Source organism: Streptomyces sp. NPDC127197, assembly GCF_042672405.1.
In the GTDB taxonomy this organism is placed as follows: domain Bacteria; phylum Actinomycetota; class Actinomycetes; order Streptomycetales; family Streptomycetaceae; genus Streptomyces; species Streptomyces flavusporus.
Window position 1 is genome coordinate 460,983 of sequence record NZ_JBHXVG010000001.1, and the last position, 13,920, is coordinate 474,902.

Below are 13,920 nucleotides of genomic sequence, written 5' to 3' on the forward strand. Positions count from 1 at the left end.
GGATCGTATGTGATCCGCGCCCCACCACACTGTCCGTAACGGGTCGACCGCTACTGGTCCCGGTACATCTCCGCGACGAGGAACGCCAGGTCCAGCGACTGGCTGCGGTTCAGCCGCGGGTCGCAGGCCGTCTCGTAGCGCTGGTGCAGATCGTCGACGAAGATCTCGTCGCCGCCGCCCACGCACTCGGTGACGTCGTCGCCGGTCAGCTCCACGTGGATGCCGCCCGGGTGGGTGCCCAGCGCCTTGTGGACCTCGAAGAAGCCCTTGACCTCGTCGAGCACGTCGTCGAAGCGGCGGGTCTTGTGACCGGAGGCCGCCTCGAAGGTGTTGCCGTGCATCGGGTCGGTCACCCAGGCCACGGTCGCGCCCGAGGCGGTGACCTTCTCGACCAGCTCGGGCAGCTTGTCGCGGACCTTGTCGGCGCCCATGCGGACGATGAAGGTCAGCCGGCCCGGCTCACGCTCCGGGTCGAGGCGCTCGATGTACTGCAGCGCCTCCTCGGCCGTCGTCGTCGGGCCGAGCTTGACGCCGATCGGGTTGCGGATCTTCGACGCGAACTCGATGTGCGCGCCGTCCAGCTGACGGGTGCGCTCACCGATCCACACCATGTGCCCGGAGACGTCGTACAGCTGCCCGGTGCGCGAGTCGACCCTGGTCAGGGCGGACTCGTAGTCGAGCAGCAGTGCCTCGTGCGAGGAGTAGAACTCGACGGTCTTGAACTCCTCCGGGTCGGCCCCGCAGGCGTGCATGAAGTTCAGCGCCTGGTCGATCTCGCGCGCCAGCTGCTCGTAGCGCTGCCCGGACGGGGACGACTTCACGAAGTCCTGGTTCCAGGCGTGCACCTGGCGCAGGTCGGCGTAGCCGCCGGTGGTGAAGGCGCGCACCAGGTTGAGCGTGGAGGCGGAGGCGTTGTACATCCGCTTCAGGCGCTCGGGGTCCGGGACGCGGGCCGCCTCCGTGAAGTCGAAGCCGTTGACGGAGTCGCCGCGGTAGGACGGCAGCGTCACGCCGTCACGGGTCTCGGTCGGCTTGGAGCGCGGCTTGGAGTACTGGCCGGCGATCCGGCCCACCTTCACGACGGGCACGGACCCGGCGTACGTCAACACCGCGCCCATCTGGAGCAGGGTCTTGAGCTTGTTGCGGATCTGGTCCGCGGACACCGCGTCGAAGGCCTCGGCACAGTCGCCGCCCTGGAGGAGGAACGCCTCTCCCTTGGCGACGGCCGCCATCCGGGCGCGCAGCTGGTCGCACTCGCCCGCGAAGACGAGCGGCGGATACGACTCGAGGTCCGCGATCACTGCGCGCAGAGCCTCGGCGTCGGGGTACTCGGGCTGCTGCGCCGCGGGCAGGTTTCGCCAGGTGTTGCCAGCGCCGGCGCTGGTCTTAGCGTTCACGGTCACGACGTCAACATTACGGGGTGATGTCCGGCTTCCGGCCCCGTGCCCAGCAAATGAGACGCCGGTAACGGTCTGCGGACATGGGGTAGGGTTCGGCTCATGTTCGCGCACTCGCACCAGACCTGGTGGTGGACCGCTTCTCCGGCGGCCCACTGACTGCGCGTACGCAAGACTTCGCGAAGGCCGCCCGAGGGGCGGCCTTCGGTGTTTTCGCGACCGGGCCGCTCCTCTCTCAGAGACCCTCAGAGAAGGAGCTCCCGTGAACCTGCTCGAACTGCTCGACGATCCCCGCCCCTTCGCCCTGCTCCGCCGCCGCGCTCCCGGCCACGACCACGAGGTGGTGGAGCTGCTGCTCGGCCCGGTCAGGACGTACGACCGGCTCGCCGACCTCCCCGACGAGGGCCTGGCCCTGGTGCCCTTCCGCCAGATCCGCGAGCGCGGCTTCGACGTCCGCGACGACGGCACGCCGCTGGTGGCGCTGATGCCGGAGGAGAGGTACGAGATCCCGCTCGCCGAGGCCCTGACCCGGCTCCCGGCGCACGAGGTGCGGGTCGAGGGCGGCGGGTTCGACGTCGGTGACGAGGAGTACGCGGAGATCGTCGGGCGGGTGCTGCGGGAGGAGATCGGGCGGGGAGAGGGCGCGAACTTCGTGATCCGGCGGACGTACGGGGGCCGGATCCCGGGATTCGGCAGGGCCGATGCCCTCGCTCTCTTCCGGCGGCTCCTCGAGGGCGAGCGGGGCGCGTACTGGACGTTCGTCGTGCACACCGGGGACCGGACGCTGGTCGGTGCCAGCCCCGAGGTGCACGTACGCATGTCGGGTGGCACGGTCGTGATGAACCCGATCAGCGGGACGTACCGCTATCCCGCCGAAGGGCCGACGCCCGAGCACCTGCTCGGCTTCCTCGCCGACGGCAAGGAGATCGAGGAGCTGTCGATGGTCGTCGACGAGGAGTTGAAGATGATGTGCACCGTCGGCGACATGGGCGGGGTCGTCGTCGGGCCTCGGCTGAAGGAGATGGCGCACCTCGCGCACACCGAGTACGAGCTGCGCGGGCGGTCGTCGCTGGATGTGCGGGAGGTGCTGAAGGAGACCATGTTCGCGGCGACCGTGACCGGCTCACCCGTGCAGAACGCCTGCCGGGTCATCGAGCGGCACGAGATCGGCGGGCGGGGTTACTACGCCGGTGCGCTGGCGCTGATCGGGCGCGACTCCGGCGGTGCCCAGACCCTCGACTCCCCCATCCTCATCCGCACCGCCGACATCGACACGGACGGGCGGCTGCGGGTGCCGGTCGGCGCGACGCTGGTACGGGGCTCGGACCCGGCGGGCGAGGTCGCGGAGACGCACGCGAAGGCGGCAGGCGTGCTGGCGGCTCTGGGGGTACGGCCGTCCAGGCCGCGCGAGGAGCGGGCGCGGCCCCGGCTGGCCGACGACCCTCGGGTGCGGGCGGCGCTGGACGGGCGGCGGGCCGCACTCGCGCCCTTCTGGCTGCGGATGCAGAAGAGGTCGGACGCCCTCGCGGGTCACGCGCTGGTCGTCGACGGCGAGGACACCTTCACGGCCATGCTCGCGCATGTGCTGCGGTCGTCGGGGCTCACGGTCACCGTGCGGCGGTACGACGAGCCGGGGCTGCGGGATGCCGTGCTCGCGCACGAGGGGCCGCTCGTGCTCGGCCCCGGGCCCGGTGACCCGTCCGACCTGACCGATCCCAAGATGCGCTTTCTCCGGGACCTCACCGCCGAGGTGATCCGGGAACACCGGCATGGTGTGCTCGGTGTGTGCCTCGGGCACGAGCTGATCGCGGCCGAGCTGGGCCTGGAGATCGTACGGAAGGACGTGCCGTACCAGGGGGCGCAGACGACGATCGACCTGTTCGGGCGGGCCGAGACCGTCGGCTTCTACAACAGCTTCGTGGCCCGCTGCGACGACGAGGCGGCCGGGGAGCTGGCCGCGCACGGCGTCGAGCTCAGCCGGAGCGCGACCGGCGAGGTGCACGCGCTGCGCGGGCCCTCCTTTGCCGGGGTGCAGTTCCACCCGGAGTCGGTGCTGACGCTGAACGGCGCCGCGGTCGTGGCGGAGCTGGTCGGTCAGCTGCGCGGCACCAGCACGTTCTCGGAGCGGCGGCCCGCCGTGTAGTCGAGGACGTTGCGCACCGTCGTCTCGACGATCTGGCCGACCGCCTCCTGCGTGTAGTACGCCTGGTGGGAGGTCACCAGGACGTTCGGGAAGGTGACGAGGCGGGCCAGGGTGTCGTCCTCGATGGCCTCCAGGGACTTGTCGAGGAAGAACAGGCCCGCCTCCGCCTCGTACACGTCGAGGCCGACACCCGTGAAGCGGCCTGCGCGCAGTTCGTGCACGAGGGCGGCGGTGTCGATGAGGCCGCCGCGGCTGGAGTTCACCAGGATCGCGTCGTTCTTCATCGTCTTCAGGGCGTCCGCGTCGATGAGGTGCTGGGTCTCCGACATGAGGGGGACGTGCAGGGTGACCAGGTCGGACTCGGCGAGCAGTTGTTCCTTGGGGACGTACCGCATGCCGAGCTGCATGCACGCGGGGTTCTCGGCGATGTCCCAGCCGAGCAGCCGCATGCCGAAGCCGTGCGCGATCCGGGCGAACGCCTCGCCGATCTTGCCGGTGCCGAGGACACCCGCGGTGCGGCCGTGCATGTCGCGGCCCATCAGGCCGTCGAGACGGAAGTCGAAGTCGCGGGTGCGGGTGGAGGCGCGGACGATACGGCGGTTGACCGCCATGGCGAGGGTCCAGGCGAACTCGGCGACCGCGTACGGGGAGTAGTACGAGACACGGGCGACCGTCATGCCGAGGCGTTCGGCGACGGTGAGGTCGATGTTGTTGAAGCCGGTGGAACGCTGGGCGATCATGCGGGTTCCGGCTGCGGCGAGGGCTTCCAGGACGCGCGGGCCGAGGTCGGCGTTGACGCTGGTGGAGATCACCTCGTGGCCGGCCGCGATGGGGGCGGTGTCCTCGTTGAGGAAGACGTCCAGACAGCGGACCTCGTGGTGGGCCTGGAAGGCCTGCTCGATCAGGGGCTTTTCGTCGGCTTGTACGCCGAAGGCCAGGATCTCCACGGGTGCCCTCCCGGGGTTCACCGGAATTGTTGCCGTACGGGCGAATATACGGGGCTGTGGGTGGGCGTGCTCGGGGGGTGGTTCGCTCACCGGCGCCGGCGGGGACCGCCTGAGTGGCGGCGAGGACGACCACAGCGTGCTCGGGCGACTCCGCATCCGTACCCCGGCCCGCCCTGGCCGCCGCCCGGACCAGCGCGGTGAGCGCACGTGCCCGGGGCGGGATCCGGGGCGGGCAGGGCCGTACCGTCGCGCACGGCGGGCCGGACGGTGGCTAGTTGACGGGGTGTCAGCCGAAGGACACCACAACTCAGCCGAAGAACACCCCGACCTCGTCGTACAGCTTCAGGTCGACCGTCTTCAGCCGGGCCGTGGCCTCGGCGATCGGGACGCGGACGATGTCCGTGCCGCGCAGGGCGACCATCGTGCCGAAGTCGCCGTCGCGGACACAGTCGATGGCGTGCAGTCCGAAGCGGGTGGCGAGCCAGCGGTCGAAGGCGCTGGGGGTGCCGCCGCGCTGGACGTGCCCGAGGACCGTGGTGCGGGCCTCCTTGCCGGTGCGTTTCTCGATCTCCTTGGCCAGCCACTCGCCGACGCCGGACAGCCGAACGTGCCCGAAGGAGTCGAGGGACTCGTCCTTGAGCACCATGTCGCCGTCCTTCGGCATGGCCCCTTCCGCGACGACCACGATGGGCGCGTACGACGCCTTGAAGCGGGAGGTCACCCAGGCGCACACCTGGCCGACGTCGAAGCGCTGTTCGGGGATGAGGATGACGTTGGCGCCGCCGGCCAGTCCCGAGTGGATCGCTATCCAGCCGGTGTGACGGCCCATCACCTCGACGACCAGGACACGCATATGGGACTCGGCGGTGGTGTGCAGCCGGTCGATGGCCTCGGTCGCGATGCCGACCGCCGTGTTGAAACCGAAGGTGTAGTCCGTGGCGGACAGGTCGTTGTCTATCGTCTTCGGGACCCCTACACAGGGCACGCCGTACTCGTCGGACAGCCGGGCGGCGACGCCCAGGGTGTCCTCGCCGCCGATCGTGATGAGCGCGTCGACCTCCTGCTTGGCGAGGTTCTCCTTGATCCGGGCGATACCGCCCTCGTGCTGGAACGGATTTGTGCGCGAGGAGCCGAGGATGGTGCCGCCGCGGGGCAGGATGCCGCGCACGGCCGGGATGTCGAGGCGCATGAGGTCACCGTCGAGCGGCCCGCGCCAGCCGTCCCGGAAGCCGACGAAGTCATAGCCGTACTCCTGCACGCCCTTACGGACGATGGCCCGGATGACGGCGTTGAGCCCGGGGCAGTCGCCGCCTCCGGTCAGTACTCCGACCCGCATGGAATTGTCCCTTCGCCGCGGTGGTCGTATGCCCTGCGAGCACGCTAATGGTGATACAGGTCACTACGGCATGGTCCGTGCGGGCAATTCCGGGGAATGGCCCAGCGGTTGGAGCCACGTGGCTCATTCCGGAGCCCAGGCGGCTCACTCCTCGTCGAGCCCGCGCTCTATCGCGTACCGCACCAGCTCCACCCGGTTGTGCAACTGGAGCTTGCCGAGGGTGTTCTGGACGTGGTTCTGCACCGTGCGGTGGGAGATCACCAGTCGTTCCGCGATCTGCTTGTAGCTCAGGCCCTTGGCAACCAGGCGCAGCACCTCGGTCTCGCGCTCGGTCAGCCGCGGCGCCCTGGGCTCGTCGGTGTCCGGTCCCGCACCGGGTGCCGGGTCGGAGGCGAGGCGGCGGTACTCACCGAGGACCAGTCCGGCGAGGCCCGGTGTGAAGACCGGGTCGCCGACCGCCGTGCGGCGCACCGCGTCCAGCAACTCCTCGGTGGAGGCCGACTTCAGCAGATAGCCGGTGGCGCCGGACTTCACGGCCTCCAGTACGTCGGCGTGCTCGCCGCTCGCGGACAGGACCAGGACCCGCAGGGCGGGGTTGTGGGCCACCAGCTCCTTGCAGACCTGGACGCCGGGCTTGGCGGGCAGATTGAGGTCGAGGACGAGGACGTCGGGCGCGGCGGCCTTGGCGCGCCGGACCGCCTGTTCGCCGTCGCCCGCGGTGGCGACCACCTCGAAGCCGGACTCGGTCAGGTCACGGGCGACGGCATCGCGCCACATGGGGTGGTCGTCGACCACCATCACCTTGATCGTGCCTTGTTGCTCACTCATCGCCGCCCCGTGCCATCGTCGTGTCCTTCGGTACCTTCAGCTCAACTTCCGTGCCCTGTCCAGGGGTTGAGATCAGCTCGGCCGTGCCGCCCAGGTCGCGCAGCCGGCCGCGGATCGACAGGGCCACCCCGAGCCGCCCCTCACCCTCGGCCTGGGCGAGCCGTCCCTCGGGGATGCCCGGTCCGTCGTCGCGTACGGTCACGATCACCGAGTCGGGTTCGTCCTCGACGAGGATCCAGGCCCGGGCGCCCTCCCCGGCGTGCTTGCGGACGTTGTCCAGGGCGGCCGCGACGGCCGCGGCCAGCTCCCGCGCGGCGGCCGGCGGCAGCAGCACGGGGGCGCCGGGCTCGGCGAGGCTGGTCCGGGCGCCGGCGTACGGGGCGAGCAGCGCGCGCACATCGACCGGGCCGTCGTCCTCCGGTTCCTCGACGGTGCGTACGACCGCCCCCTCGGCGGCGTCCTCCGACACCCGGGAGACGGGCACCAGCCCGCCGGAGACCAGGGTGCGCAGCGCCACCTCCTGCTCGCCGGCCAGCCGGCCCAGCTCGGCCGCCTCACCGCCGATCACCGCGCCGCGCCGCTGCACCATCGCCAGCACCTGGAGGACGCTGTCATGGATGTCCCGGGCCAGCCGTTCCCGCTCCCGGGTCGCGGCCTCGATCTCCAGGGCGCGGGCGAGGGTGCGCTCGGAGGCGCGGGCGACCTCGACGACGTAGCCGATGGCGATGGAGGCGATCCAGACGAGCAGCACCATGTGGACGGTGTCGCGGGTCGGTACGCCGGACCGGTGGACCAGGTTGGCGGCGGCGACCAGCGTGGAGGCGAAGGCCGCCCAGCGCCAGCCCCCCTTGATCGCGAACGCCAGCACGGCACCCGCGGTCCAGATCGACGGCAGGGTCGGCGCACTGGCGTCGATCCGCTCCGGGGTCTCGGCGACCCGGGTGAGCAGGATGCCGGTCAGGGCGATGGCGAGGTCGACGGTGAGGAAGGGCTTGGTGCAGCTCGCGGCGCTCGCGACCCTGGGCAGGGTGGCCAGGGTCCAGACGGCCAGTACCGCGAAGTAGGCGATGGCCACCCGAGGGCGGGCGACCTCGTCGTACGCGCTGATGAAGAGCCCGATCGCGTACACCATCGTCAGGACGCGGTAGCCCATGAGCGCACGCCACAGCGGCTGCTCGACCGACATCCTCATGACGCGCTCGCGCCTGGCCATGTCCCCCCACCCCGGCTCGGCCCGTTCCTACTGGAAGGCCTGTTCCTACTGGTCGGCCTGATCCTTTTCCTTCTGCGCCTGTTCCTTCTCGGCCTGCGCGAGCGCGGCCTTGGCCGCCTTGGCCGCTTCCTTCTCCGCCTTGGCCGCCTCCGCGATCTGCCGCTTGGCAGCGGTCGCGTACATGTCGACGTACTCCTGGCCGGAGAGCTTCATGATTTCGTACATGACCTCGTCGGTCACCGCGCGGAGGACGAATCGGTCGTGTTCCATGCCCTGGTAGCGGCGGAAGTCCAGTGGCTTGCCGATGCGGATGCCCGGCCGCATCAGCTTCGGCATGACCTTCCCGGGCGGCTGGATCTTCTCCGTGTCGATCATCGCGACCGGGATGACGGGCGCGCCGGTGGCCAGCGCGACACGCGCGAGGCCGCCGGGCTTGCCGCGGTAGAGGCGACCGTCCGGCGAGCGGGTGCCCTCCGGATAGATGCCGAACAGCTCACCGCGCTCGATGACCTCGATCCCGCTCCTGATCGCCGCCTCGCCCGCGCCGCGGGCCCCGGAGCGGTCCACCGGCAGCTGGCCGAGGCCCTTGAAGACGGCGGCGGTCAGCCGGCCCTTGATGCCGGGGGTGGTGAAGTACTCGGCCTTCGCGATGAAGGTGACCTTGCGGTCGAGAACCGCGGGCAGGAAGAACGAGTCGGAGAAGGAGAGGTGATTGCTCGCAAGGATCGCGGGGCCCTCGGCGGGTACGTTCTCCAGGCCCTCCACCCAGGGCCGGAAGACGAGCTTCAGCGGACCCCCGACGGAAACCTTCATCGCGCCGTACAACAACCGAGTGCCTCCTGTGTCTGTAAATCAGACCTTAACCCGGCGGCCGGGCGAAGAGTCCGACGGCCCTGGTCGGTGTCAGTGCGGTCGCGTACGGTGATGCACACCTGGACTCGTTCTCGCCCCTCTCATGAACAGGAGACCGAAGGTGCCGGTCCTTCCTGGAGCCGAGCCGTACCGCCATGACGGCGGGGAGGTCGGCGTCCTGCTCTGCCACGGCTTCACCGGTTCACCCCAGTCACTGCGCCCCTGGGCGGAGTATCTCGCCGGGCACGGTCTGACCGTCGCCCTGCCGCTGCTTCCCGGGCACGGCACACGCTGGGAGGACATGCAGCTCACGGGCTGGCAGGACTGGTACGCCGAGGTGGATCGCGAGCTGTGTGCCCTGCGCGAGCGCTGCGCGCAGGTGTTCGTGTTCGGCCTGTCCATGGGCGGCGCCCTGGCCCTGCGGCTCGCCGCCAGGCACGGGGACGCGGTCAGCGGCGTCGTGGTCGTCAACCCGGGGAACAAGGTGCACGGCCTGTCGGCGTACGCCCTCCCGGTGGCCCGGCATCTCGTCCGGACGACGAAGGGCATCACCAGCGACATAGCCAAGCCGGGCGTGGAGGAGATCGGCTACGACCGGGTGCCACTGCACGCGGCGCACTCCCTGCGGACCTTCTTCCGCCTGGTCGACGGCGAGTTGCCGCAGGTCACCCAGCCGCTGCTGCTTCTGCACAGCCCACAGGACCATGTGGTGCCGCCGGCCGACTCGGCGCGCATCCTCAGCCGGGTCTCGTCGACGGACGTGACGGAGCTGCTGCTGGAACAGAGCTACCACGTGGCGACGTTGGACCACGATGCGGACCGGATCTTCGAGGAGAGTCTCGCGTTCATCGGCCGGCTCGCACCCAGTGTCGGCAAGGAAGGGACGGCGGCAGGTGGCTGAGCACGACTCCGACCGCGAGGAGCGTGACGAGCGGCAGGAGCGGGAGGACCGCGCCGGCCGGCCGGACCGGGAGCATCGCGAGCCCGGCGAGCAGAACGTGCCGTTCGACGAGGAGGCCGCCTGGGCGGCGATCGTCGCCGGATACGGGGACGAGCCGCCGGACCCGCCGGGCGCCAAGCCGTTCAAGTCGGTCGAGGACCTGGCGCTGCTGGAGGCCGAGACCAACGACAGCAAGGGCAGCAAGGACGACACGGCCCAGAACGAGCCGGAGCCCAAGCAGGAGACGCCCAAGCCGCTCGGCAGCTCCGTCAGCTTCGCCCCCGGCGTGAGCGGCGGCCCGCGCGACTACAGCCTGCAGGAGCCCTCCGACGACGACCTCGGTGAGGACGACGAGGGCCACTTCGTGCCGCCGGAGCCGCCGCCGCTGCCGTCCGCCGACGCCACCGCCAAGTTCGCGTGGCTGGGTGTGATCGGCGGCCCCGTGCTGCTTCTGCTGGCGGTGCTGCTCGGCTGGGACATGACGTGGTGGCTGACCACACTCAGCATCGGCGGCTTCCTGGGCGGCTTCGCGACGCTGGTGATGCGGATGCGCACGGACGACGAGGACGACGACGATCCGGGTCGGGGCGCGGTCGTCTAGGTTGCGGGCACTCTGAGGGCGGCCAGGACCGGAAGGTGGTCCGTGGCCGCCCTCAGGTCGCTCTCAGTCACCCCGGGGTGCCCCAGGGGCACCCCGCAGCCGAGGATCTCGATGCCCTTCGTCGCGAAGATCGCGTCGATGCGCTGATGGGGATCGATGGGGGTGGATGTGTACTCGCCGCCCCAAGGGGCGGCGGCCCAGCAGTCCTGGAGGCCGTCGGCGAGCCGCCGGAACGTGCGTCCGTTCGGCCGCTCGTTGAGATCACCGCCCGCGATCGCGTGCGGGGCGTCGAGCGCGGCCAGGCGGTCCAGGAGCATGCCCCCTTGCTCGTACCGCTCGTCCTTCTGCAGCGAGAGATGGCAGCTCAGGACGCCGAGGCGGGCGCCGCCGAAGCGGACCACCGCGGTCGCGAAACCTCGCCGGTGCAGGCCGGGGGTGAGCGGCAGCAGGACGTCCTCGGTGCGTTCGACAGTGGCGCGCAGGGAGCACAGCAGGGCGGGCCCCGCCGCGGGGGCGCCGCCCGAGAGGATCACCTGTCCCGACGCGGCCGCGAGCCGGGCCAGCTTCTTGCGCCAGCGGAAGAACCGCGGGGCCTCCTGAACGAGGACGAGGTCGGGCTCGCAGGCGCTGATCACCCGGGCGAGCGCGTCGGTGTCGTCACGCATGGAGCGGATGTTGTAGCTGAGCACCCGGATCACGGCCGAACCGTCGGCTCCGGTACCGGAGTTGGGCAGCAGACTTGTCGCCATGGCGATCAAGATACGACGGAGCCCGCCGTCCCCGGGCGGGGCTCGGCGGGCACGGTCGTACCGGACTGCGGCGTCACATGATCGGGTCGGGCTCGCGGGCCAGGTCCGCGGCGCCGACTAGGCCGGCCTTGTTGCCGAGCTGCGCGGCGATCACATCGGCGACCGGGCGCCAGTTGCCGCCGACCAGCCAGCGCTTGTACGACTTGCGGATGGGGTCGAGGACCAGCTCGCCCTCCTCCGACAGGCCGCCGCCGACGATGAAGGCGGACGGGTCGAAGAGGGAGGCCAGGTCGGCGAGACCGGCGCCGGCCCAGCGGGCGAGCTCGCGGTAGGAGTCGACGGCGACCGGGTCGCCCTGGCGGGCGGCCATGGAGATGTGCTTGCCCTCGATGCCCTCGGGGGTGCCGTCACCGAGGGAGAGCAGCACCTCGGCGTTCTCGGGGGTCGCGTTGGCGCGCTGCTTGGCGTACCGGACGAGCGCGCGCCCGGAGGCGTACTGCTCCCAGCAGCCCTGCGAGCCGCAGCCGCACAGCAGGCCGTCCGGCACCATCCGGATGTGGCCGAACTCGGCGGCCACGCCGTAGTGCCCGCGGCGCAGCTTGTTGCCGATGATGATGCCGCCGCCGAGGCCGGTGCCGAGCGTGATGCAGATGACGTTGCGGTGGCCCTTGCCCGCACCGAACTTGTACTCGCCCCATGCGGCGGCGTTGGCGTCGTTCTCCACGACGACGGGCAGGTCGACGCGCGCCTCGACCTTCTCCTTCAACGGCTCCTGGCGCCAGTCGATGTTGGGCGCGAAGTAGACCGTCGAGCGCTGGCGGTTGACGTATCCGGCGGCACCGATGCCCACGCCGACGATCTCGTGCCCCGCGCGTGCGCCCTCCACCGCCGAGGCGATGGCGTCCACGATGGCCTCGGGCGTGGTGGGGGTCGGCACCTTGAAGGTCGAGAGGATGTTGCCTTCCTCGTCGACCACGCCGGCCGCAATCTTCGTGCCGCCGATGTCGACGCCGATGGTGAGTCCCATGAATCCCTCAGTTTCGGTCGAGCCCCGCTATGGCCAACCGTACCCGAGGCCCTGTCGTCGGGTGCCCGCCGTCCGCCCGGAGGGCGGGCCCGGTGACGACCGGGGCAGTGGCCGTCAGTCCAAGTCGATGCGTTGGCCGGGGCCGGTGCCCTCGCCCCGGTCGTCACGGTCGTCGGTCTCGTCCAGCTCGTCCATGCGGCCGGTCCAGCGGCGCTCCTGTGCCTCGACCGCGGAGCGGTAGGCGGCGAGCAGCTCGTTGCCGGCCGCTGCCAGGTGGTCGAAGACGTCCGGGTTGCGTTCGATGACGGGCTCGACGGCGGCCTTCGCCTGCTGGACGACCTGCTGCAGCACCTGCTGGGCGGCGGGCCCGGCGACCGCCCCGAGCAGCGGGGACTGCAGGCCGGACAGCTTGTCCGCGACGGTGTCGACGAGCCGGCGCAGTTCCTCGGCGGCCGAGCCCGAACCCGCGGGCGGGCCGTACTGGGCGCGGATGCGGGCCTTCTCCGCTGCGAGATCCTCGGCACACGCGGTCGCCCAGGCGTCGTCGTCGGTGACCGGCGGCACCTCGTCGGCCGCCTGCTCCTGAGCGGCGTCGGACGGGGGGCGCTCTTCGCTCATGGCGGACTCCTGACTACGGCTTGTCCCTACGACGTTACCCGAACGGCGGTAGCGGCTTCACCGTGCCGCAGGCCACAGCCCGGGGTCCGGTGCGAAGCGGATGTGCAGCTCGTCGTCGCGCAGGGCCGCGCCGTCGACGGTGCAGCGGCGCAGGGCGGACGGCAGGGGGAGGACCCGGCGGAACTGTCCGGCGGTGACGACGAGTTCGTCGCCGCGCCGGACGAGGTCGAGTTCCTCACGTACGGCTCCGGGGAGCGGGACGTGCCAGACCAGCACGCCGTCCGGGGCGAGCCGGTCGACGACGGGCCAGTCGACCCTGGCGTCGGCCGGCCCGGCCTCCGGTACGGCGAGCGCCAGCAGATCGTCGGGGCCGCGCGGGTCGCGGCCCAGGTGGGCGACGGTGCGGACGTCGTACGTCGTCTGCCACTCGTCGATGACCTTGCGCTGCTGGGCGAGCGGACCGGCGAGCCAGCCGTCCCCTCTCTCTTCCGGGAACACCCGGTTGGCGATCAGCCGGTCCGGGCGCAGGCCGCGCAGGGCGAGGCCGAGGGCGGCGGTGTGGACGGCGTCGGCGCCGGCCGGGGAGGGTTCGGCGACCAGACGTACGGTCGTGTCCCGGTCGGCGAGGACCGCCTCCACGGCGGCGAGTTCGACGTCCCAGCGGGCGGCCGTCTCGTACAGCCACTCCGCCGGCATGGGGACGCCGGCGAGCCGGCCGAGGACGGGGCGCAGGGCGCGGGCCGCCTGGCGTTCGGGCGGGAGCAGACGGCGCAGGTAGCGGCGGAGCTCCTCCGGGAGGGCGAGCAGGTCGAGGGCGTGCGGGAGGGGCGGCAGGTCCACGACGAGGAGGTCGTGGCGCTCGGCGAGGGCGGCGTCGCGCAGGGCGCGGAGTACGGCGATCTCCTCGGCGCCGGGCAGCGGGGTGAGCTCCTCCGGGTCGAGGCGGGGGGCGCCGAGGAGGTCGAGGGCGGCGGAGGCGCGGTCCTGGAGGGCGGCGAGGTCGTCCCGGAAGCCGGCGGCCGGGTCGGGGCGCCAGGCGGTGAGGTGCGGGGCGATCTCGACCGGGGCCGGGCCGGTCGCCGCGCCCAGAGCCGCGCCGAGGGTGTCGGTGCGGTCGGTGCCCAGGACGAGGGTGCGGGTGCCCTCGCGGGCGGCGGCGAGCGCGGTGGCTGCGGCGACGGTGGTACGGCCGGTGCCGCCTGGGCCGGTGATCAGGATGGTGCGCATGGGGCTGAACCGTAACGGACGTTCGGGTTCAACCGCGTTGCC

The 13,920-nt window shown here is 71.5% G+C and carries 14 protein-coding genes; 4 read left to right on the forward strand and 10 right to left on the reverse strand.

The features are described from left to right. Window positions 1-50: 50 nt before the first annotated feature. Window positions 51-1,403, reverse strand: a complete 1,353-nt coding sequence (locus tag ACFVJQ_RS02200) for a class II 3-deoxy-7-phosphoheptulonate synthase (protein WP_385509397.1) — start codon at window positions 1,401-1,403, stop codon at window positions 51-53. Window positions 1,404-1,499: 96 nt separating this feature from the next. Here ACFVJQ_RS02200 and ACFVJQ_RS02205 point away from each other — a divergent pair, with 96 nt between their 5' ends. Together ACFVJQ_RS02205 and ACFVJQ_RS02210 are read left to right on the forward strand one after the other, a co-directional pair. Further along, window positions 1,500-1,556: a trp operon leader peptide gene (locus ACFVJQ_RS02205; protein WP_129797546.1), complete on the forward strand. Its 57-nt coding sequence runs from the start codon at window positions 1,500-1,502 to the stop codon at window positions 1,554-1,556. A 103-nt stretch (window positions 1,557-1,659) separates the two neighbouring features. Next, window positions 1,660-3,540: an anthranilate synthase family protein gene (locus tag ACFVJQ_RS02210; RefSeq protein ID WP_385780273.1), complete on the forward strand. Its 1,881-nt coding sequence runs from the start codon at window positions 1,660-1,662 to the stop codon at window positions 3,538-3,540. Here the strand turns inward: ACFVJQ_RS02210 and ACFVJQ_RS02215 are convergent. From ACFVJQ_RS02215 to ACFVJQ_RS02235, 5 genes are all read right to left on the reverse strand, one after another. Further along, window positions 3,492-4,487 (reverse strand): 2-hydroxyacid dehydrogenase, encoded by a 996-nt coding sequence (locus tag ACFVJQ_RS02215; RefSeq protein ID WP_385509456.1) that lies wholly within the window; start codon window positions 4,485-4,487, stop codon window positions 3,492-3,494. The two genes, ACFVJQ_RS02210 and ACFVJQ_RS02215, sit on opposite strands and share 49 nt — an antisense overlap. Window positions 4,488-4,794: 307 nt before the next feature. Beyond that, window positions 4,795-5,823, reverse strand: a complete 1,029-nt coding sequence (locus tag ACFVJQ_RS02220) for a 6-phosphofructokinase (protein ID WP_385509399.1) — start codon at window positions 5,821-5,823, stop codon at window positions 4,795-4,797. Between the two features lie 144 nt (window positions 5,824-5,967). After that, window positions 5,968-6,651 (reverse strand): response regulator transcription factor, encoded by a 684-nt coding sequence (locus ACFVJQ_RS02225; protein ID WP_224737339.1) that lies wholly within the window; start codon window positions 6,649-6,651, stop codon window positions 5,968-5,970. Then, window positions 6,644-7,864, reverse strand: a complete 1,221-nt coding sequence (macS, locus tag ACFVJQ_RS02230; protein ID WP_385509400.1) for a MacS family sensor histidine kinase — start codon at window positions 7,862-7,864, stop codon at window positions 6,644-6,646. The genes ACFVJQ_RS02225 and macS overlap by 8 nt, the downstream gene beginning before the upstream one ends. A 45-nt stretch (window positions 7,865-7,909) precedes the next feature. Continuing rightward, a complete protein-coding gene (locus tag ACFVJQ_RS02235) occupies window positions 7,910-8,677 on the reverse strand; it encodes a lysophospholipid acyltransferase family protein (protein WP_385509401.1) in 768 nt (255 codons plus the stop codon). A gap of 160 nt (window positions 8,678-8,837) precedes the next feature. Between ACFVJQ_RS02235 and ACFVJQ_RS02240 the strand changes: the two genes are divergently transcribed. Beyond that, entirely contained in the window at window positions 8,838-9,617 is a 780-nt protein-coding gene (locus ACFVJQ_RS02240) for a carboxylesterase (protein WP_224737336.1), read from the forward strand. Further along, the gene (locus tag ACFVJQ_RS02245) at window positions 9,610-10,257 is read left to right on the forward strand and encodes a hypothetical protein (RefSeq protein ID WP_385509402.1); all 648 of its coding nucleotides are present in this window, start codon (window positions 9,610-9,612) and stop codon (window positions 10,255-10,257) included. Before ACFVJQ_RS02240 ends, ACFVJQ_RS02245 begins: the two co-directional genes overlap by 8 nt. On the opposite strand, the gene ACFVJQ_RS02250 is transcribed toward ACFVJQ_RS02245, so the two are convergent. The 4 genes from ACFVJQ_RS02250 to ACFVJQ_RS02265 all read right to left on the reverse strand — a co-directional run bounded on the left by ACFVJQ_RS02250 (window position 10,254) and on the right by ACFVJQ_RS02265 (window position 13,878). Beyond that, window positions 10,254-11,006, reverse strand: coding sequence for an endonuclease/exonuclease/phosphatase family protein (locus tag ACFVJQ_RS02250; RefSeq protein WP_385509403.1), 753 nt, complete (start codon window positions 11,004-11,006; stop codon window positions 10,254-10,256). The two genes, ACFVJQ_RS02245 and ACFVJQ_RS02250, sit on opposite strands and share 4 nt — an antisense overlap. A gap of 73 nt (window positions 11,007-11,079) precedes the next feature. Then, window positions 11,080-12,033, reverse strand: a complete 954-nt coding sequence (locus ACFVJQ_RS02255) for an ROK family glucokinase (RefSeq protein WP_129797446.1) — start codon at window positions 12,031-12,033, stop codon at window positions 11,080-11,082. Window positions 12,034-12,147: 114 nt separating this feature from the next. Beyond that, window positions 12,148-12,651, reverse strand: coding sequence for a DUF5304 domain-containing protein (locus ACFVJQ_RS02260; RefSeq protein ID WP_385509404.1), 504 nt, complete (start codon window positions 12,649-12,651; stop codon window positions 12,148-12,150). Between the two features lie 57 nt (window positions 12,652-12,708). Beyond that, window positions 12,709-13,878 carry an ArsA family ATPase gene (locus ACFVJQ_RS02265; protein WP_385780281.1) on the reverse strand — a complete coding sequence of 390 codons (1,170 nt, stop codon included), beginning with the start codon at window positions 13,876-13,878 and terminating at the stop codon, window positions 12,709-12,711. Window positions 13,879-13,920 lie beyond the last annotated feature (42 nt).